The following is a 20,308-nucleotide window of genomic DNA, read 5'->3' on the forward strand; positions in this document are numbered from 1 at the left end:
CGCCACTACAAAACCCGGTAGCAGCCCAAGATAACCCACAGCAATACCGGCCACCAACGCGGCTACGATCTGAATCACTTAGGCTCCCTCTCTTTCCTGCTTATCTTTCCTTGTGCGCCTTTCCAGTGATTGCCAAGCCCCCACTACCAGGAGGCTGCCGGCAATAGTGGCCATAGCATACGCCAACGCTTCTAAACCCATAACAGCCAGACCGTTCATAATCTCCCGGTCGGCACCGATCTTAGCGCCCAGGAAAAACAACAACAGCACAACTCCGGCAGTGCTTAAGGGGCCGGCTACATACCAGGCGGCTGTTTTAAATATACCTAAATAACCAGCGACAGCTCCGGCAGTCAAAGCTAGTATAACCGTCAGCACGTTATGTCCCTACTTTCAGCTCCCTTAGAATGAATACCCGTACGACTTCAGCTCCTTTGGGCTCGGGATTTTCTCAAAAAAGGACCGCCGGGAGACCGGCGGTAACCGCTCCAAGGCGTAAACTGTTGTTCTCTGGGTGATTAAGCCCCAGGCAGACATCCGCTCAACTCTGCCGCTCCTCTATAGTTCTGCCCGTGCAGAAGTACCCACTATACCTAATCCGGTCCGGCTATGGTACCATGGCCGCCGAATAAATGATGAGTCACTAACTCCCTCAATCGGTGTACGTCGAACGGTTTAGCGATCACTGCCACCACTCCGGCATAGCTCAGCAATTGGAGCGCACAATCCTCGTTGTAAGCAGCAGTCATTACGATAACCCTAAGCTCTGGACAGAGGCGAATTGCCTGCTGTAGGACTGTCCGCCCATCTAGTTTAGGTAGTTTCAGATCCAGTAGCATAAGATCCGGTGGAGTCAATCGAACTATTGTTAGAGCTTCGGTGCCGCTGGCAGCTGTAATCACACACAGTCCCTCTTGGTGGAAGACTTCCCTCAGTAACAACCGCATACCCCGTTGGTCGTCCACTACAAGGAGCGTGTGCACCTTACCCCCTCCTTAGTTAGCGGCTCTGGTTTGTGAATCCGCTTGGCCCTAATCTTATCTTCTGCTGATGCCAATCTGACGTCGCTATATTCTTAGACACCGTTTCGTCCGGCATTAGAATTCATACACTTGGCTGCGCTCACCGCTGTTACCGGCTCGGTCCGTCACCACCAACCGCAAAGTACGGCGGCCTTGCAACTGACCTAAGCTCAGCGGCTTGAAGCTCCCGTCTTGTTCGGCCCGCCCCACAGCCACCAGCCGGTCGTCAATATGAACCCGCAGATAGGATTCCGCCTCCACCGCCCCAGGGTGGCCCGCAATAGTAGTCTGATCGCCGCTTTGGATCAACTGTACCGGGAGACCTTCTTGGTTAATCAGATAGGGCAGGATCACCACCGGCGGCACTGTATCTACACCGTAAAAGCGATGGCGCTCTTTGGCCGACAGCTTGTTCCCGTTAATATCCCGAACTCCGTCCAACACTAAAAAGTAGCGTTCTTCGCTGAGCGACGCTGAGGTGGGCAGCGTCAGCCACACCAGCAAACGGGCCGGATCATACTCCGCCTTTACCGGGCGCAATAAGGCTCCGGTGCTGGTTTCAAGATAAAAGTTGCTTTCGTCGCTAGCACTGTAAGCATCCAACGGACTGCTGAATTCCGCTTTCACCCGTTGGCTGGTAGCCGCCGCCACATCAACTACTTCTGCCGACCACGTGTCCGGATCGAACTCTAATCTCACGCTGCGCCAATCAAGCACTTGGCCCCCATTATCCCGAGCCCAAACTTCCGGGCGATAAGTCTCGCCGCTCCTAAAGCTCTTGTTAGCTCGTACCAAGACTACTGAGTCATAGTATTCATACTGGAACACATAACCGGGCAAGTCAACCCTTACCTCTTGTACCGGGCGGCTAAAAGTCAGCCGGAAGCTGCGGCTGTCCAGCGCCTGGGCCTCCTGGAAACGAAACCGTACCGCACTGCCGCTCGCTAGCCGCACGGTGGTACTAAAAGTGGTAAACCGCTTACCGCTCTTATCGGCCAAATTATTACCGGCACTGAACAAGTAGTCCCTATCTTCTTCCAGCTCTTGTCCTAGCCGTAAGGTAACCCGATCCGGGTCAGGGGTTCTGTCTACACCTAGCATAGGGACCAAGCGCTGGCTCTTCTGGTCCACCAGGCCATAGTTGCTGGCCGAGAACTTATCTTGCACCTCTTCAGCAAAGACTACCTCCAACCGGCGGGCATCCAGCACCGTTACCGACCGAATAAAGCCGTCTTGTTCAGCCGTGACCCCTGGCACCAAGTATCCGGCTGCCGGTATCATCTCTTCGCCGCTTGCATCTTCGATAGCGGAGACAAAGTAGCGATACGTTCGTCCCTTCTCCAACGGCTGGGCTAAAGTCAACCGCACTTCCCGGTCATCGTCGCCCAGCTCAGCTGTTTCAATTGCTATTTCCTCGCTCAAATCATCCGCCCAGGTCAGCCGGTAGTTGCGAGTTCGCTCGGCCCCGGTAACAGACATGGATGCCGAAAAATGCACCAGCAGTTGATCGTAGCGGCCGGGGGCCAACTGCACTTGTTTTACCTCCGGTGGAAACTCGGCCTGCTCGCTCCTTGTACCCCCGACAAAAGTAAAGTACAAGCTGCTAGCTGGCGCCTTATTGCCAGCAGCGTCTAAGGCTCCGGCCAGTTCCAGCCGGTAAGCATCATCACGGTCCAAATAAGTGCTTACCAGCACCCGTCCCGGAGCCACCTGCTCCACCCGGCGGACATCAACTTTTCGCCCTTGCCGCCTGAGCAGAATATCGCCCACCACAACCAGTTTCTCATTAAACAACACCTCAATAGTCGTACCAGAGAGAGCATTGGCGCCGACAACCTTCGGCGGCGTTGTATCCTTAGCCACTGTAACCGTGCGGCTGGTAGCCGCCGATCTATTGCCCCACAGATCAGCCAGCGGTTCCACCTCTAACGTATATACGCTGCCCACGGTAAGCGGCCGCGGAAAAATCAGCACTGCCGTCCGGCCGGTAACCCAAACCTGCTGCGGCCGCTCCCCGGTTTCGCGCAGGCGGTAGTTACCGGCGCTGACTGCTGTCTTCACATCCAGTTCCTGATCGAAGGTCAATTCCAAGCTCTCCGGCCCGGTGCAAGCTAAAGATGTAAGACGCGGGGCCTGTTGACCGACAGATACAGTAAAACTGAAGCTAACCGGATCCAGTGACAGCTTGCTTCCTGACGCCGTCCTTAAATCGTGGGCGCTCAGGGTGTAGCGCTCCCCGACCTTCAGCTCAGGCACCGTTAAGACCACTTCCCGCGGAGCCGTAATCACAGCCCCGGTCACAATCCCCGGACTAAAAGCGGTGCCGGCATAAGCCAAAGTAAAGCTCCCTTCCGGACCTGCACTTACAGACTCCGGATCCAATTCCTGCTCGAAAGTAGCTTTAAGGCGGGTTGGGCCAAGTACTGCCACGTTCTTGTCTCCCACCGGCGGCAGCGCTAGATCGGTAGCGCCGGCCGTGAAATAAAGCGACAAGGTGTGGGTTTTCCCAGCCGCCGTCAGATCCAACACCGACAGCAAATAGCGCGTTCCCCTAATTAGGGAACCGGTGGCTAAGGTAACACTCTGTCCGTCGGCGGCCACCTGGACCGCCTCTATCGGTACTTCCACCTGTAACCCGGTGGCCGGCACCAGCCGGTAGCGAGCTACCTGGGCGGCGCTGCCGCTGTCCACCGCTCCGCTGAAAGTAATGACAACCCGATCCAAATCCAAAGCTGCGGCCACTGCACTGAGCGTACCTGCCGGCGGTGTGGTGATAGGTTGGCCGCCGGTTCTGAGCTGCTGCCACAACTGCCAGATTACCGCCGCCGCCTGATCCCGAGTTGCCGCCTGGGTCGGAAAGAGAAAGCCTTGGTCCGTACCGGAAATAAGACCTTTGGCTACAGCCCGGGCCAAATCAACTTCTGCCCATTTTGAAACCTGATTCCCGTCCTTGAACCGAGCCAGAAAGCTTACACTGGCATCGGTTTCATCTTTCAGTGCCCTGATCACCATGGAAGCCATTTGTTCCCGGGTCAACCCTTCATGGGGTCTAAACTTCCCGGTGGAATCACCCTTGGCCACCCCATGATAAGCTGCCGTCTCTACGTACTTATAAAACCAGTGCTCTTGCCGCACATCACTAAAGGTAGGCGGATAGGAGACAGCCTGCGGCAAACCGGAAGCCAGTACCAACATCTTGATGAAATCAGCCCTGGTTACCGGATCACGCGGTCGGTACTTCTCACCAGGACTTATGATTCCGGCCGTGACTAAATCGTTCACTTTAGCTTCCGCCCAGTGACCCTGCAAATCAGAAAAAGTCCCGGCCGCCTGTGCCGGCAGGGTCGCCCCCACCAATAACAGCCCCGCCAGAAACACCGCGACTGTTCGCGACCATTTAGCAGTCATAAAACATCCTCCCCGACCACCGTATTAGTAATACTATTCGCCCCCGAAAAAAGAAAATCCTCCCAGGAAAGGGAGGATTTCAGCCCTAACTTCTAGTCCTCGGCCCTAATTTCGTACACGATTCCACCCCGGATAATAAGCTCCACCTCCAGACCGGTGGCCAATTCGACCAAGGAAACCTCTTCCTCGTCCCAGAAGAAGCGAGCGTTACTATCTAGTTTGTACTCGTGCACCCGGCCGTCCTCATCTTCAATCTTGACATAGTTTTTGTCTCCTCGTCTGATTTGAACAAGAACGCCTTCTACTGTTCGTTCTTCATCGTCTGGCGGTGACTCGGCCCAAATGTTCAGGGCCTGGTCACCCTTTACCCTAAGCTCTACCTCCCAGCCCACATCAAGAGCATCTAAAGTGGCCACTTTATCGTCTAAGCGGATTTTGGTAGCGGCAGTTACCGCGTAAGTATAGTCACGGCCAGCCTTAGTCCGAATTGTAATAGTGGGGTCTTTTCTCAGCACCAAAGCTGTAATCTTGCCTTCGATCTCCTTCTCCGCCGGCTCTTCCCGCTGGGCTTCAAGCAAAATAGCTTCGTCATCAACTGCTCGAACCTCAATCTGATCCCCAGGCTGCAAATCTGCCAATACTGCGGCCTTGTTGTTTAACCGAATAGTAGTGCGCTTCGTAATCCTGAAGGTGTGCTCTCTCCCCTTGTTATCTTTTACGGACAACGACCAGGGTGTCTTGGTAACTACTGCTGTAATCTGGCCGGATACTTCTTTCTGATTCGATTTCGCCGTAATCTCAAGGGCTATATTAGCCTTATCTTGTTGAACGCCCTTTACTGTTACCTGCTGCTCTAATCTGAGATCACTCAAGAACACTTCCTGCCCGTCCAGACTGATGTAGGTCTCGTCGTCCACTTGGAAGGTAATTTTGCGTCCACCGTCAGTTATCACTGTAATGGCGGCATCTTGCCCCAGAGTAAGACCACTGATGGTTCCTGTGACTCTTATATCCGTCTCTGTCGGTGTTTCGGCCCTGATATATACCACTTCCCGGGTGCCGCCAGTCCCCGCTAGCGTTAGCCAGACCCGCTGACCTGGGGTCACATCCTCTAATTCGGTCGCTTTACCATCCACCCGAATGACACAGTTGTCAGCCACGGTGTACGTATACCTATCCTGATCGGTCTTGATAGTTATACTGGCATCCCTACTGGCGGTCTCCGTTTGTACCCGCACCACCTCACCGTAAACCTGGCTCTGCGGTAGCCGATACCGGTTGGCCAGCCGGCTCAGGATCAGTGACATAATTTTGGCCATCTGGCCCCGATTGAGCAAATTATGGGGTAACCAGCGTCCCTCCGGCGTACCCACCATAATACCCTTCTTGGCCACCAAAATAATGTATACTTTCAGATCATCGGACAAGTCCCCCAGATCCCGAAGACCCGGTAAATCAAAATTGTCCCACCAATCATCTTCTTCATCAAATAACCGGCTGATATACTTGGCCGCATCTAAGCGAGTGGCCTTTTGACCGGGGCGCAAATTGCTAAACTCTGTTTCAGTAATGATCCCTTCCTCCAGAGCTACGCGTACATACCCCCGGGCCCAGGCCGGAATCCCAGACATCCTCCTGATAGTCTCTTTATCGTTTTGGTACTCCAAGGCCTTCTCTTCCAATCCTAATCCCCGTACCAACATCACTAGGATCTGAACACTTTCCACGCTTTCGTCCGGAGCAAACTTGTCATCGCTAACTCCTTTTAGAACTCCCGCCAACGCCATCTGTTCAATGTAGTCCCGAGCCCAGTTTTTCTCAATGTCCTTGAACTTGATCTTTGGCCCTTTCCCCGGCTTTACATCCCACTTTGGTGCCGCCAGTGCCACCGGTGCCAAGATGCTAACCAGCATTGCCGCCAGCACCAGGCCAGCTATCAGCAGCCGAACCGTCCTTTTCATACCGCGATTTCCTCCTTTTACCTGGTTTGGTGTCCTCTATTATTAGTCGTGAGCACTTCTATTTTTTAGGGGGTAGGCAGGAGCAAGCCTGGAAAATTGGCCAGTAAATGCACCGGTTGCCCAGCTAAAACAACTGGGGGGGTGCCTTAGCACCCCACCGTTTAAGCCGCCCGCCTAGCCTTCTTAGCTATCTGCTCCTGCAGAACCTCAATTGCTTTGTCCAACTGCGGATCTTCCTTATTAATAGCGGCCAAACGCTCATTGATAGCGTTGAGGGTGTTCATATCCACCTGGCCGGTACTTTCCAGGCCCTGTTCTGCCTGCAACTCCTTTACTGCTTCCACTGTCTTACCGCTGAAAATGCCGTCGATCTTAGGTAGATCAAAACCTAGAGCCTTTAGGCGCTGCTGCAACTCAGCCACATCCAACCCACCTGTTTCCGGAACTAAGATGCGATCCAGCTCCAGAGCCGGATAGCGGGGTTCTTTGGCTGCCGGTACTACTATATCAGGTACAATCCCCTCTTGGTTAATATTGCGTCCGTTGGGGGTGAAATAGCGGCCAATGGTAATTTTCAGTGCCCCGCCGTCGTCTAGGCAAAAGACATCTTGCACCGTAGCTTTGCCAAAGGTCTTCTCGCCCACCAGTGTACCGGCACCGCGATCTTGTACTGCGCCGGCCACAATCTCGGCTGCGCTGGCACTGCCCCCGTCCACCAACACCACTAACGGCCAGCGCACTGTCTTTAGCTTAGAGTTCAAAACCCGTTTCTGTTCCCGCCCCCGTTCTTCCACATACACCACCGGACCGGCCGGAACAAACTCTTGGGCCACTTCTAACGCTTGGTTAAGCACACCGCCGGGATTACCGCGCAGATCCAGTATAACCCCCTGCATGCCTTGTTGGCTCAAAGTAGCCACCGCTTCCCGCAAACAGTCGCCGGCGTGTTCGTTAAAGTTGGTCAACCTAATATAGCCCAGATTATCCGCCAGCATTTCCGCCTCCACCGGATTCACCTCAATAAACTCGCGGGTGATGGTAAAAGAGAGTTTCTCGTCGTTGCGTTCCACCTCCAGTACCACCTGGGTCTCCGGCTCCCCTAAGATTAACCGGCTGGCTACATCCACAGCCAGGCCGCGGACATCTTTCTCATCCACCTTGATAATACGATCCCCCGGCTGCAGCCCGGCCCGTTCGCCAGGAGTGCCTTTAATCGGTGCCACCACCGTAACATATCCTTCCTTGGCGGTGATTACTATACCCACCCCGCCGAAGGTTCCACTGGTACTGGCCCTAAACTCGCGGTACTCATCAGCGTTAAGATAATTGGAATAAGGATCTTCTAAAGACTCCACCATACCCCGCAGTGCGCCTTCAATCAGCTTCTTAGTGGGTACCTCTTCCACATAAGACTGCCGTACCTTGGTTAAAACATCAAGAAAGAAGACCACATCTTCATCCGGTCCGGCAAAAGCCCGTACCAAAGCCGGCACCTTTAAAGCCAAAGCACTACACAAAATAACCACTGCCAAGATTAGAGCCCAGTGGCGCTTGTTTCGCATAATAAGTTTCATCCTCACTGCTTTAGAATTGACCTCTGACTATAGTCTATTCGGCATTAACCCGGTAAAACCTGCCCCCACATAAAAAGAGTTCAGGCGGGCCAAGTCTTGCCGAATCGTACGGGCTGCGACAAGATTCTTCGCTGCGCTCAGAATGACAGGCGGTAGGGACGGATCATCCTGCGGATGCAAGCTGGCAAAAAGACCCCTCCCTACAGAGCGGTGGTTGCAGGAACATCCCCAAAGCAAAGCTTAGCCCTCGGGGCTAGCCAAGCCGTACACAACAAGATCTGTAACCAGCGCCGCCGTCCTCTCCGGATCCCAGGGCCGTTGCTGCACCAAGTACCACACCCCTACCGTGGACAGCACCCCTAAAAAGGCTTGCGTGGCCAACAGCGCGTCCACCGACTTGAGCAGCCCCGCCTCTATACCCTGCTTAATCACAGCGGCCACCATATCCTGGGCACGCTGACAAATCTCTCTTAAGCGTTCCCGGTGCGGCGACATAATAGCCGGATCAGCGATGATAATACTGGCCGTATTCCGGTGCTCAGTAACAAACTTCATATGCAGCACCGCGATTCGCCGCAGTTTCTCAATGGGAGAACTGTCTCTTTGAATCTCGTGTTCCAAACCATCCATGTATTGGCTCATCCCAGCTTCCACTGCCTGCTCAAACACAGCCTGCTTGGAAGAAAAGTATTCGTACACTGTCCCTTTACCCACCCCGGCCGCCTGGGCGATATCCTCCACCCGGGCCTGACTGTAGCCGTGGAGGGCAAATATGCGCTGCGCCGCCGCAATAATTGCCTGCTCCTTATCGCTCAGGTCCAGCATTAGACATTGCACCTCCGTCCGGTACGGAACTGGCCCCGGTTAGACCGGCGGTCAGACCCTTTGCCGCCGCTTCTAAACTGGCCGCCGACAGGGCAGAGCTCTTTTGGACCCCAATCAGGGAGCTTTTGGCTTGGGCCAGCGCCCGTTCGGCTGTAAGTACATCTAGTTCAGTAGCCGCCCCCACCTTCAGTTTAGCCTGAGCGGCTCGCAAGTCCGCTTCCGCTTGCTCCACCGCCCCCTGGGCCGGCAGCAGTTGTTCTTTGGCCGCCAACTGCAGATTGTAGCTGGTACGTACCCCGGTCTCCACCGCCACCTTCGTATCGGTAAGCTGAATCTGGGCCTGTAAAAAGGCATACTCGGCCCCCTTGTATTTATAAGTAATGTCCGGGTACCACTTACCGGTTAAGTCAAACTTTTTCGCCGCCAGGTCATATTGAAACTGAGCCACCTTAATGTCGATACTGGATTTTAAAGCCGCTCGCACCGTCTGTTCCAGCTCGAACTCAGCTTCCGGCTCCGGTACCGGACTGAGAGTTATTTTCGTATCGCTACTTAAGCCTATCTCTTTAAGCAGCGCTAACCGCTTGGCCTCACAGGCACTTTCGGCCCCCAACCGTCCCGCTCGCGCTCCAGCCAGGCCGGTTTGAGCCGCCAAATCTTGCGCCGGTGTAACCAAGCCAACTTTAAGCTGGGCCGCCACGGCTCGCCGGGCCTCAGCGGCTTCTTTTTCCGCTGCCCCAGCCGTGGCCAGATTAGCCTCCGCATGGAGGAAGTCGTAATAGGCACTCAGCACCGCCAACCGGACCCCTTCCCCGGCCAGGTCGTACGAGGCTTGGGCCAGGGCTACTTGTTGTTCGGCTGCCCAAACGCCGTGCTCTTTGAAGAAGCTGGTTTCCAGATCAGCCGGGAGCGGTATGCTTAACATCGCCGGGTCGATGTTAGCCAGTTCCTCCGGTTTAAGCCCCTTTAAGGCCTCCACCTCTTTCTCTAGATCCTCAAGTTTCCTAACCCCGCTCTTGGTTTCCTTCAGTCCCAGCTTCGCTTGGTCCAACGCCACTGCCGCCAGTTTTAACCGGGGATTGTTTCTAGCTGCCAGCTCCAGGCATTCGGCCAAACTCAGTACCTTAGTCTCTCGTTCCGGGGACGCGGCCTGCACCGGCCCAGCCGTCACCGTTAGGGCCAGTATTATCAAGGCAGCTATAATCTTACTTCGTCTACCCATTATTCTACGCTCCTCCCATAAGCTCGGTTGGCCCCGAGCCACGGCAGCCGCCGTGTTAAGATCGACCCCAGGTCTTCGAACCAAGTGTAGACCACCGGCACCACGATTAAGGTCAGGATCGTGGACATACTGAGACCGAAGATCACTGTAATACCAAGCGGTGCCTGCACTTCCCCGCCTTCGCCCGCCCCTAGGGCCAGCGGAACCAAGCCCAACACCGTGGTCAACGTGGTCATAAGAATTGGCCTCAGCCGAGTGGGTCCGGCGGTGAGAATTGCCTCCTTAGCACTGAGTCCCCTTTTTCGCAGGATGTTGATATAGTCCACCAGCACAATGGCATTGTTCACCACCACGCCGGCCAAGACAACAACACCGATGGCTGCCAGCACTGAAACCGGCGTGCCGGTAACGGCGAGACCCAGTACTACCCCCACCATCGCCAAGGGCATGGAAAACATAATGGTGAAAGGATGCAGCAGCGATTCAAATTGAGCTGCCATCACCATATACACCAATACCACGGCAAAGACCAACACCAAGCTCAAATCAGCAAAGGCCTCCATCATCATCTTATTCTCGCCGCCAAATTCCACCGTGTAACCCTCAGGAAGGGGCGCAACTGCAAGGGCCCGGGCAATATCATTACTCACCTTGCCCAACGGACGCCCGATAATATCGGCTGATACTGTAGCGACTCTGGTCTGGTTCTCGCGATAAATACTGCTTGGGCCCTGCTCCAACACCAGCTCGGCCACATCGTCCAAGGAGACTTGAAAACCAAGGGGTGAGGCCAGGCGTATTCCCTTGATATCGGTCAGGTTCTGTCGCTGCCCCTCTTCTAGCTGTACAATTATGTCTACCTCGTCCCCGCCCACACGATAGCGAGTAGCAACTTGACCGTCGATAGCCATATCCACTGTCTGAGCCACCTGACCGGCTGACAGACCCAGGGCAGCCGCTTTGTCTCGGTTTAACCGCACCTGGATTTCCGGCCGTCCTTCTTCAAAACTGGTTTCCACTTCCCGTGTTCCCGGAACATCCTTTACCACCGTGGCCACATCGTCAGCTACAGTTTTCAGCAGGTCGATATCGTCTCCGTAAACTTGAATGCTAATGGGCCCGCCGCTACCGGCCACGGCGTGCATACCCATCATATCCAGGGCGGTCACAGTAATTTCGGCCCCGGCAATATCCTGCACCTGCTCTCGTACCACCTCGGCGAGCTGCAAGTCGCTCCGCTTTCGTTCTCGTTGTGGTTTCAGATTGACATCAATGGTGGCATGCTCGGCATAAGTACCCATGCCACCGGCAGAGAACAGTTCGCTGCCCCCTACCGACGTGAAGATGGTATCCACTTCCGGTACCTGAGCCAAAATCTCCTCCACTTGCTCAGCAATTTGGCCTGTTTGCTCAATGGTAGATCCCAGCGGCAAACTGATGGTAGCTGTAAGCATCCCCGCGTCGGTACGGGGGAAAAGCTCCCGGCCCAAAAACGGAAGAGCGATCAAGCTCAGAACAAAAGCACCGGCGGCTACGGCCAGCACCAGGCGACGATGGTCCAGACTCCAAGAAAGGGCCCGGCGGTAAAAACGGTCCAGATTAGCTAGCGCCTGTCTGATCCGGTCCGCCAACTGCCGCCCCCACCGAGCCGGCCCCCAGCCTGGCTGGGCCGGCGGCCGCTCAGCCTCAACTTTAAGCAGCCGGCTGGCCAGCAAAGGAACCAGGGTCATGGCCACCAGCAAAGAAGACAACAGCGAAAAGGTCACTGTCAGCGCCAGTTGAGTGAAGATCTCCGCCACCAGTCCCTTTATATAAACAATAGGTACAAACACCGCAACGGTAGTCAAAGTCGAGGCCGTAATAGCCAGCCCAACTTCTGCTGCCCCTTCTTGGGCCGCCACCAGCCTGGTCTTCCCTTGTTCACAATGCCGGTAGATGTTCTCCAGTACCACAATAGAATTGTCCACCAGCATACCTACGCCCAGGGCCAGACCACCCAGTGACATCATGTTCAAAGTAAGCTTATTGAAATAAACTAAAGTAAAGGTAGCAATAATGGAAATGGGGATGGACAAGGCAATAATCAAGGTGCTCCTAAAGCTATGCAAAAACACATAGAGGATGAATATCGCCAGCAGGCCGCCTATAATGGCATTGCTTTTCAGGTTGCCGATGGCCCGTTCAATAAACTTCGATTGGTCAAAAGTGTAGCTGTAGTCCACATCGGGCAGATCCCTGGCAACCTTTTCCATCTCCTCCCTTACCTTGGCCGCTACCTGTACTGTGTTGGCTCCCGTTTCCTTCTGGATAGCAATACCCAAGCTCGGGCGGCCGTTTAGCAGCGAATAGGCCCCGCTCCGGTCTTCCACTTCCTTTACCGTGGCCACATCGCTCAAACGAATAGGGGCTCCCATGGGAGTCAGCAAAGTAACGTTTCGGATCTCGTCAATGCTTCTAAATTCGCCGGTGGTACGGATCACATACTCCCGCCCGCCGTCTTGGATGGTACCACCGGGTAAGTTTAGATTCTCGCTTTGTAGCACCTGAACCAACCGGCCCAAAGTCAAGCCGTAGCCACTGAGACGGGCCTGATCCACCAGCACCTTAATCTCCCGTACCGGGCCGCCGGCCAGCATAGCATAAGCCACTCCGTCTATCCTCTCCAGCCGGTTGATTACCTTATCTTCCAGCAACTGTTTTAAAGTGGCCAGATCTCGGCTGTCGGACGACACCCCGATGGACATTATGGGAAGTAGTGCCGGGTCAAACTTATATACCGTCGGTCGTTTCACCTCAGGCGGTAACACGCCCGACAGAATATCAATTTTCTCCCGCATGTCCAGGGTGGCAAAATCCATATCCGTGCCCCAGTTAAATTCAACCATTACCATGGAGCTGCCCGGCGAACTGATGGACATTACATTCTTAACGTTGCTCACGGTGGACAGCACCGCTTCCAGCGGCCGGGTCACCATTTGTTCCACTTCTTCCGGACCGGCCCCGCTGTAGGTGGATACCGCCACCGCCATGGGCAGGTTAAGTTCCGGTAACAGATCGATGGGTAGCTGGCTGAGAGACACGCCCCCTAACGCCAGCAACACCAAGATGCCCATACATACTGTCACCGGACGGCGAATGGAGAACCCAGCCAGGTTCATGACGCTTCACCCCCAGCCACCACCGAAACAGGCATGCCATCGCGCAGATACTGCTGCCCTTTCACCACCAGCAGCTCACCCTCACCGAGCCCGGAGGTCACTTGCGCTACCCGGTCATTCACCAGCCCCAATATTATTTCTTTCTGGTAGGCTATATCATCCTTAACCACAAATACCGTTTGGTTGGTCCCCGCTGGGACAATAGCCTCCCGCTCAATTACCAACACCGCCGAGACTACTTCCGTCTGTAATTCTACTTCCGCAAACATCCCTGGCTTAATCAAATGGCCGTCATTGGGTACTGTCACTTCCACCGGAAACCCCTGCGTTCTGGCATCAGCCGCCGGGGCCACCGCTGTAAGTTCACCGGCAAATTCTTTGCCCCCTAAACTGGCCACTTTAACCGTTACTTTTTGTCCCGTCCTAAGATGACTAATATCTTTTTCCGTAGCATTAAGACTAATCTTCACCTGATCCATAGCCACAATTGTGACCACCGGCGCACTGGGGCTGACCATTTGCCCCACCTCCACCGGCAGACTGGCCACTATTCCGGCCACCGGAGCAGTAATGGTAGCGTTATCCAACTGGGATCGGGCCAAGGCCACAGCCGCCTGGGCTTGGTCGTGGTTGGCCAGAGCCATTTTCTCTTGATCTAATATCCCTTGGTATTGAGCCGCCGCTCCGGCCGCCCTGACTCTGGCTTGCTCCAATGCCTGTTCTGAGATGACTCCTTGTTCTTTTAGATACTCCATCCGCGTAAGGTCCGCGGCTGCATTTTCATAAGCCAGGCGAGCGCTGGCCGCCGCAGGCGACTCCTCCTTTGCCGGCGGCAGTCCTGCTTCGGCCACGGCCAAAGCGGCTCTGGCTTGCCGGACCTGTTGTGCCAGATCCTTATCATCAAGTTGCAACAATACCTGACCCGCCTCCACGCGGTCGCCTACTTGTACCTTGACTGCCAGCACCTGAAGCGGCAGCTTACTAATAACGTAAACTTCCGCCTGAGCACGAACCGGCCCGCTGAGCACTGTTCCAGCTTGGACTTCGCCCCTTTCAACCAGCTTTACCTCCACCGCCACCGGCTTCGGTCCCTGTTCTTTTTCCGCTGACGACTTGCAGCCCGTTAGCGTCACCAAAACCGCAAGCACAAAGACAGCCAGCTTTATGTAGCGTTTGGACATACTTTCTCCTCCCCCTGTAACTCAACTCAACCATCTAAATTACGCAATATCATCATTATTATGTCCGGAACATATTGTCGACCGACCGGTCGGTCAGAAACTGACACTATTATAGAGCGGTTCCAAAACTATGTCAACTAGCCAATCCTAACCAGCCGAGCAGCTCCCCGATGCCCCCAGCGGCCAAAAGCAGCCACACCGGCTCCACCACCAACCGGTAGCGACAGGCGAAATAAATCGCCACTATAATGGCGTTATAATAGAGCCCAAACAAAATCAAAAATAACGAGCTGTGCCGCCGGTTATAGGTAAGAATCGCCCCCACCACGGCCAGCGCCCCCCAAACCGGGGGTTCCAGGTGCGGAATCCCTTTCGCCTGGGCATAGCTGGAAATATACCAATCCGAAGGCTTGGTCCAAAACCAGACCAGCTTGCGCCAGGCCAGCGTCAATTCCTGCCGGGGATGGTTAACGATAAACTCCAGTCCGCGGCGATAACCCAGTTTCCCGGCTGCCGGAGAACCGCCCAAGAGGATTACTGGGTTTGTTTTCTGGCCTAAGTCCATCCAGGTGCCGGTAGCCCGCTCATTATGGCCGATATAAAAGTTTACCCCGCCGTTCATATCCACCAGCACTAGGTCGCCGGTTACAATGAAATTACGGATAGTCCACGGCAGCAGAGTAACAAGCAGCACCAACATAATCAGACCAACCCGAGCCAACACCAACCGCCCTTGGCGCTCCCAGATCAGCCAGTACCACAGCAGCAGCAACACCGGCACAAGCAGCGTAACCGGCCGGGTTAAAGTAGCCAAGCCCAGAAGAAGCCCGGCCCAAACAGCATCGTTCTTAGCTCTGCTTTGAGCCAGCCGGTACAGCCAGCAAACCGACCACAAAAACAAGAATAAAAACAACGTCTCGCTAAAAGCCAACCCGGTATAGTAAACAAGCGGCAGATAAACCGCCATCAGCACACCGCTCGCAATAGCCGCCGCCCGATTGCCAAAAGCGTAGGCCCCGATACTGTAGCCGAAGCCGCAGCTTATGGCCCCTAACAAGCTGTGCAGATAGCGAATCACCGTCCAGTACCGGTTGGCGCCAAATAGCCGAATCAAAGCGCCGGAGAGAAAAATAAACCCCGGCGGCCAGTAGACCCCCTCGCCATAATAAATACCCTGAGCTACCCGCAGCGAATACTGATACATACTGGCAATATCGGCATGCTTGGTATCCGGCACAAATCGCCAGTTGAAAGCCAGCCGCAGGAGCAGGGCCAAGCCCACAATTAGCAGCCAATCCCTGCGTTTTGTCCGTTCCTCCACATGTATCCTCCTCGCCCAATCTTACAGAACAGTCCGGCCCGCATTCAAAAGAGCTACCCGTTTATTACCCATATGTGGCCTGCCGGACAATGGTTCCGGGGGGTGATTTTCCGGGGCTAGAACCTCTGCTTTGTGCCCAAGACCAAAAGCACGGCCCCTCCCCACAAAATCACCGTCAGCAGCAACTGCCGATCTGTAAGCAAGATTTCCTCCGGGCTGCCGCCTAAATCCCGACAGTAAATAAGGTACAAATACCGAAACAAGCCGAACAAAACAAAAGGAATTGTCAGCATCATGGCCGGCCCGTGTCCACTGGTAAAAGTATAGATAGAATACGACACCAGGGTCGCCGCCGTCACCGACGACAACAACTGGTTTAACAGCTCCGGGCTGTAATCATTTAGCGTCGCCCGGTGGCTAGACGCAGCCCCCTCCAATAGTAACAATTCGTGGCGCCGCTTCCCTAAGCCCAGAAAAAGTGACAGCAGGGTGGTACAAATAAGAAGCCAAGGAGAAATCGTCACCCCCACAGCCACTGCGCCGGCAGCAGCACGAAGAACAAAGCCCGCTGCCAGTACCAACAAATCAATCAGTACCAGTTGCTTCAGCCAGAGCGAATAAGCCACCGTCAGCAGAAAATACGCTAGCACTAGCAAGCCAAAAGCCGTGCTCAGGGGAAAACCTCCCCCGGCCGCCAGCAAAACCAACAACACCACCAGCACTCGTGCTTCAGTTACACTTACCTTGCCGGCAGCTACCGGCCGGTGGCATTTGGTGGGATGCAGGGCATCTTCTTCCCTGTCGGCAATATCATTATAGACATAGCCGGCGCTGGAAATTAAACAGAAAACAAAAAAAGCGGCTAAGGCTGTAAGCAGCGCCTGCTGCTTTGTAAACAGACCGGAGAAGACTACCCCGGCCAGAACGAAGGCGTTTTTAGTCCACTGCCGGGGCCGGAGCAAAGACCAATACAGTCTCAGGCGCGAGTTCTGCGCCGCTTTATCGCCAACAACACCCGCCGCTTCCCGGTTTCCCATCATCTTTGCCCTCCCGTTGGAACCCAAGCTTCAGTTTTCATTATAACGGCCGTGCTCTGGCAGAGCAAGCAAGTCCGGACTCCCGTTCACCTGGGCCATGTGCTATAATGAGTCCAGATCAAGAGGGGGTGATGGTATGTCCTCTTTGCTGTCCCAGCTTGTTTCCTGGAGCCAGCAACTGCCTGCCAGTACAGACCGGCTAAAAGAGCGACTGGATAACTTATTAACACCGCCGGTCCCGGCTGAGGTGTTGGCCTCACCTGCCGCTTGTCTAGTACATGTGAGTGATACACCGGCTGTGTTTTATCCGTATCTGTTTAGGTTGCTAAAAAAATTAAGACCCGCTGTCTTAATCCACACCGGCGATTTGATGGATCAAATTAAGCTGGAAAACAACGCCTATCTGTCCGATTTCTATCAGGAACAAATCCAGCGCTATCTGCCGCAATTGGAGCGCATGCCGGTAGGCACCATCTACCTGGTCCCGGGCAATCACGATAATACCGCTGTGCTCACTCATACCTGCCAGCGAAGTCAGGTGTTGCCGGCAAGTAGCCTGGTCCAATTTGGCTCGCTCAAGATCGGTGTAGCTCATGAACCGCAGCATTTGCCGGCCGGAGCCGATTTTGGCCTCTACGGCCATTGTCCCGACCAGCCGCCGGCTGTCTCTGGCCATCCCCTGTCTGGGTTGACCAAAATTAATCTGCTGCTGGAAAACGGCACCATCTACTCTCTGCCCTATCCTCATGGCATGGACGCTGCCCGCGGCCTAAAGACTCGGCCCCAAAAGCTATAGGAGGAGGGAAGGAACTGATGCTGTTTTTGCGTACCGGTCCCGAGTACATGTGCCTGCACACTGATAATCCCACCCAGATAGAAGCCGCTCTGACGGAACTTGGTTCCGTTCGGGGACAACATCTCACCACTGGGCTGGGCTATGCCGGCGAAAACGACTGCGTGGTGGTGATGACCTCACCCTACGCCGAAACGGTGTTTACGGTGCCACATTCAGCCGCCGCCGTATTGACCCATCTGATCACCAGCCGGGCCGTTGCCGCCATCAACAAAGTGGAGCTGGGTCCCGGACTGATCCTTATGCGCATACCCACGGTCGGGAGCACGTTGATTTTACAACTGGAGGAAGAATACCAGGGCCGGAAAGTGGATCTCAAAAGTGGTGTCACTATTGGGGATTCCGACGACACTTTGCTGGGGTTCACTGTTCATCCCATGGGTAAATCGGTTCCTACCAAAGAATTGGAGCCGGAGCTGCTGTTAATTCACCGCCCGGCCAGGAGCTTATTTCAAGAATTGCGCCAGGGGGCGGTGCGCTACTTTACCGAAGCCCTAAAAGAAGGCGAGAGCGAATGGTATGAACTCCGGATTAACATTTACGATGCTTACGGCAATTACAGTCTGCACCTGGCTCGTCTAATCGAAGTGCTGGAAGAACTGGAAGTGGGTCTGATCTTGGGTGAACGCTGGACCCGCGACCACGCTTTTGCCTTACTTTCGGTTACTGCCTACCAGGTACGCTTGTTTTCTCACTGGCATCCGCTGGAAATAAAATCCCTTCTCTTGGGTTTGGAATACAACGCTGACGGTCGGCGAATTGTGGATATTGACCTTTATTACAAAAACCAAAAACTCAATTGGGTTCAGACGGTAAAAGGCAGAGGCCGGCAAAGCAGAGCTGCAGTAGGAGCAGCGGCCAGAGATGCATTGCTAGCCCGGCTGTCACCGGCGACCCGCAAGCACCTGTCGGTCCAAGAAGAAGCTGCCCCGGTGTAAGGGGCAGCCTTTTATTTCGGCCCGCGGTAGCGGAAAGAAACCCACTTGAGTCTCATCCGCCGGCGCCGGCGCCGTATATTCTCAGCTACGAGCAGACCCATCAGCCCCAGGAGAAACAGCACCCCGAACCAAAACCACCACGGTTTTGGGGGGCGGCGGACCAAAGCGGCTGCCACCAGGGCTACTTGGCCCACCTCTTTCTCCCCCAAGGTGAACACCGCTTTACCCAACAACTGGCCGTCTTCAACCGGAGCGGTCAACTCAGTGGGCACCTCCAGCAGCGAGACTTGTACCCGGTCTTCCTCTCCTTGGGCCAAGGTAACTCGAACATCCTGTTGCGCTACCGCCTCCACCTGATCGGCCTGGCCGCGTTTTACCGGGACAGTGCCCAATTTTTCCCCGGCCCGCACCAACGTATGATTGGCGAAGTTAGCAAAACCCCAGTCCAGTAACAACTGAGCATCTTGCCAGACACTCCCGGTCTCGCTCTTTAGCAGCACGGCTATTAACTGTCGATCCTCCCGGCTGGCGGACGCCACCAGGCACTGCCGGGCCTCGTTGGTATATCCGGTCTTAATCCCGTCGGCGCCCTGGTAGCGCCATAACAACTTATTATGATTCACCAGCAACTTGTCTGTGTCTTTCACCGGCCAAGGTACCTGATGCGCTTTGGCACCCACAATCCGGCGGAAATCCGCCCGGGCCATAGCGGCTCGAGCAATAAGTGCCATATCCTTGGCAGTGCTATAATGGCCCGGATCAGGCAGACCGCTGGGATTGGTAAAATGAGTATTTAGCGCCCCCAGCTCACGGACTCGTTCGTTCATAGCCTGGACAAAAGCAGGCACATCCCCGGCCATGTGTTCGGCCAGGGCCCAAGCAGCGTCGTTGCCCGAGTTTAACATGAGACCGTACAACAACTCTTCCACTGTGTAGGTCTCCCCGGGGCTGGTGTACATGGAGCTGCCTTCTTGCTGGGCAGCTTCTTCACTCAGAGCTACCGTATCGGTTAGCTGCCCCTGTTCCAACGTCAGCAGAGCCGTTACAATTTTAGTGGTGCTAGCCATGGGAAGCTTAAAGTCAGAATTCTTAGATCCCAGCACACAGCCGGTATCAGCATCCATTACAACGGCCGCTTCCGCTACCACCGCCGGCAGAGACGGTGCGGCCGCCACCGCCGGCTCACTGATCGCAGCCCAGCAAATAAAAAAAGACAGGATTAAGACTACATAGCTACAGAATCTGGTGGGGCAACGGAAGTAAATCATGCCCAGCCTCCATAGTTCTTGTTCTCTTTATTATTATTGGCCTTGGCACAAAAAATTCCTGCCCCGGTAACTCTGGAAAAAACCACCAGCGGACGCCCGTCAAAGGGGCGGGCCTTAAGGCCCGCCCCTTTGTGGTTTCGAGCAAACTATCTATGGCGCGGGCAGTCTAAGGGAAAAAGCCCATGTGCTCCCACTGCTCTACCATCTGAACAGCCTGGTTTGCCGTAAAACCGGTACCCACCAGGTAGCCGGCTGCGGCCACTTCTCGCATAACATGCATGGGGTTTACCCCTCGTTGAAGTTCGCGCAGGCCGTGCTGGGCCACCGGTTCCACCATCTGGATAATTCGGCGCGGCTGCTGTCCGCCAGGGCCGGGGGTCATGGGCGGCCGGTCCCAGCCACCGCCCCAGTCCCCGGGTCCGCCCCAATCACCATGATCCCAAGGCATGCACATTCCCCCTTTCACGGGTCTTATTCAGAATATGAACCAGCCCGTTTAAGGGTTACGCTTTAACCAGCCAACCTTCCCTGCCCGCTTTA

15 protein-coding genes are annotated in these 20,308 nt (G+C 54.9%); 2 read left to right on the top strand and 13 right to left on the bottom strand.

All coding sequences use genetic code 11. From position 1 onward, the window contains the following. Window positions 1–78 precede the first annotated feature (78 nt). From GX016_09615 to GX016_09665, 11 genes are all read right to left on the bottom strand, one after another. On the bottom strand, window positions 79–378 hold the full coding sequence (locus tag GX016_09615; protein ID HHT71804.1) for a lysine exporter LysO family protein: 300 nt from the start codon (window positions 376–378) through the stop codon (window positions 79–81). A gap of 215 nt (window positions 379–593) precedes the next feature. Beyond that, entirely contained in the window at window positions 594–983 is a 390-nt protein-coding gene (locus tag GX016_09620) for a response regulator (protein HHT71805.1), read from the bottom strand. 114 nt (window positions 984–1,097) lie between these two features. Continuing rightward, the gene (locus GX016_09625) at window positions 1,098–4,430 is read right to left on the bottom strand and encodes a hypothetical protein (GenBank protein ID HHT71806.1); all 3,333 of its coding nucleotides are present in this window, start codon (window positions 4,428–4,430) and stop codon (window positions 1,098–1,100) included. 92 nt (window positions 4,431–4,522) lie between these two features. Continuing rightward, a complete protein-coding gene (locus tag GX016_09630) occupies window positions 4,523–6,391 on the bottom strand; it encodes an S-layer homology domain-containing protein (GenBank protein ID HHT71807.1) in 1,869 nt (622 codons plus the stop codon). Between the two features lie 161 nt (window positions 6,392–6,552). Further along, window positions 6,553–7,953: a S41 family peptidase gene (locus tag GX016_09635; GenBank protein HHT71808.1), complete on the bottom strand. Its 1,401-nt coding sequence runs from the start codon at window positions 7,951–7,953 to the stop codon at window positions 6,553–6,555. A 252-nt stretch (window positions 7,954–8,205) separates the two neighbouring features. Continuing rightward, complete coding sequence (locus GX016_09640) at window positions 8,206–8,790, bottom strand: TetR/AcrR family transcriptional regulator (GenBank protein HHT71809.1); 585 nt, start codon at window positions 8,788–8,790, stop codon at window positions 8,206–8,208. Continuing rightward, entirely contained in the window at window positions 8,771–10,012 is a 1,242-nt protein-coding gene (locus tag GX016_09645) for a TolC family protein (protein ID HHT71810.1), read from the bottom strand. The genes GX016_09640 and GX016_09645 overlap by 20 nt, the downstream gene beginning before the upstream one ends. Next, window positions 10,012–13,170 carry an efflux RND transporter permease subunit gene (locus GX016_09650; GenBank protein ID HHT71811.1) on the bottom strand — a complete coding sequence of 1,053 codons (3,159 nt, stop codon included), beginning with the start codon at window positions 13,168–13,170 and terminating at the stop codon, window positions 10,012–10,014. Before GX016_09650 ends, GX016_09645 begins: the two co-directional genes overlap by 1 nt. Beyond that, window positions 13,167–14,351, bottom strand: a complete 1,185-nt coding sequence (locus GX016_09655; protein ID HHT71812.1) for an efflux RND transporter periplasmic adaptor subunit — start codon at window positions 14,349–14,351, stop codon at window positions 13,167–13,169. Before GX016_09655 ends, GX016_09650 begins: the two co-directional genes overlap by 4 nt. A 133-nt stretch (window positions 14,352–14,484) precedes the next feature. Then, the gene (locus tag GX016_09660; GenBank protein HHT71813.1) at window positions 14,485–15,672 is read right to left on the bottom strand and encodes a hypothetical protein; all 1,188 of its coding nucleotides are present in this window, start codon (window positions 15,670–15,672) and stop codon (window positions 14,485–14,487) included. 116 nt (window positions 15,673–15,788) lie between these two features. Next, window positions 15,789–16,712, bottom strand: coding sequence for a decaprenyl-phosphate phosphoribosyltransferase (locus tag GX016_09665; GenBank protein ID HHT71814.1), 924 nt, complete (start codon window positions 16,710–16,712; stop codon window positions 15,789–15,791). 133 nt (window positions 16,713–16,845) lie between these two features. Here GX016_09665 and GX016_09670 point away from each other — a divergent pair, with 133 nt between their 5' ends. Together GX016_09670 and GX016_09675 are read left to right on the top strand one after the other, a co-directional pair. Next, the gene (locus GX016_09670) at window positions 16,846–17,505 is read left to right on the top strand and encodes a hypothetical protein (GenBank protein HHT71815.1); all 660 of its coding nucleotides are present in this window, start codon (window positions 16,846–16,848) and stop codon (window positions 17,503–17,505) included. Window positions 17,506–17,522: 17 nt separating this feature from the next. Continuing rightward, window positions 17,523–18,500, top strand: a complete 978-nt coding sequence (locus GX016_09675) for a hypothetical protein (GenBank protein HHT71816.1) — start codon at window positions 17,523–17,525, stop codon at window positions 18,498–18,500. Window positions 18,501–18,511: 11 nt separating this feature from the next. Here the strand turns inward: GX016_09675 and GX016_09680 are convergent, their stop codons facing one another. Together GX016_09680 and GX016_09685 are read right to left on the bottom strand one after the other, a co-directional pair. Continuing rightward, window positions 18,512–19,768 (bottom strand): D-alanyl-D-alanine carboxypeptidase, encoded by a 1,257-nt coding sequence (locus tag GX016_09680; protein ID HHT71817.1) that lies wholly within the window; start codon window positions 19,766–19,768, stop codon window positions 18,512–18,514. A gap of 166 nt (window positions 19,769–19,934) precedes the next feature. Beyond that, window positions 19,935–20,216: a hypothetical protein gene (locus tag GX016_09685; GenBank protein HHT71818.1), complete on the bottom strand. Its 282-nt coding sequence runs from the start codon at window positions 20,214–20,216 to the stop codon at window positions 19,935–19,937. Window positions 20,217–20,308: the final 92 nt, after the last annotated feature.

It is taken from the genome of Bacillota bacterium (genome assembly GCA_012837285.1).
In the GTDB taxonomy this organism is placed as follows: Bacteria; Bacillota; DTU030; order DUMP01; family DUMP01; genus DUNI01.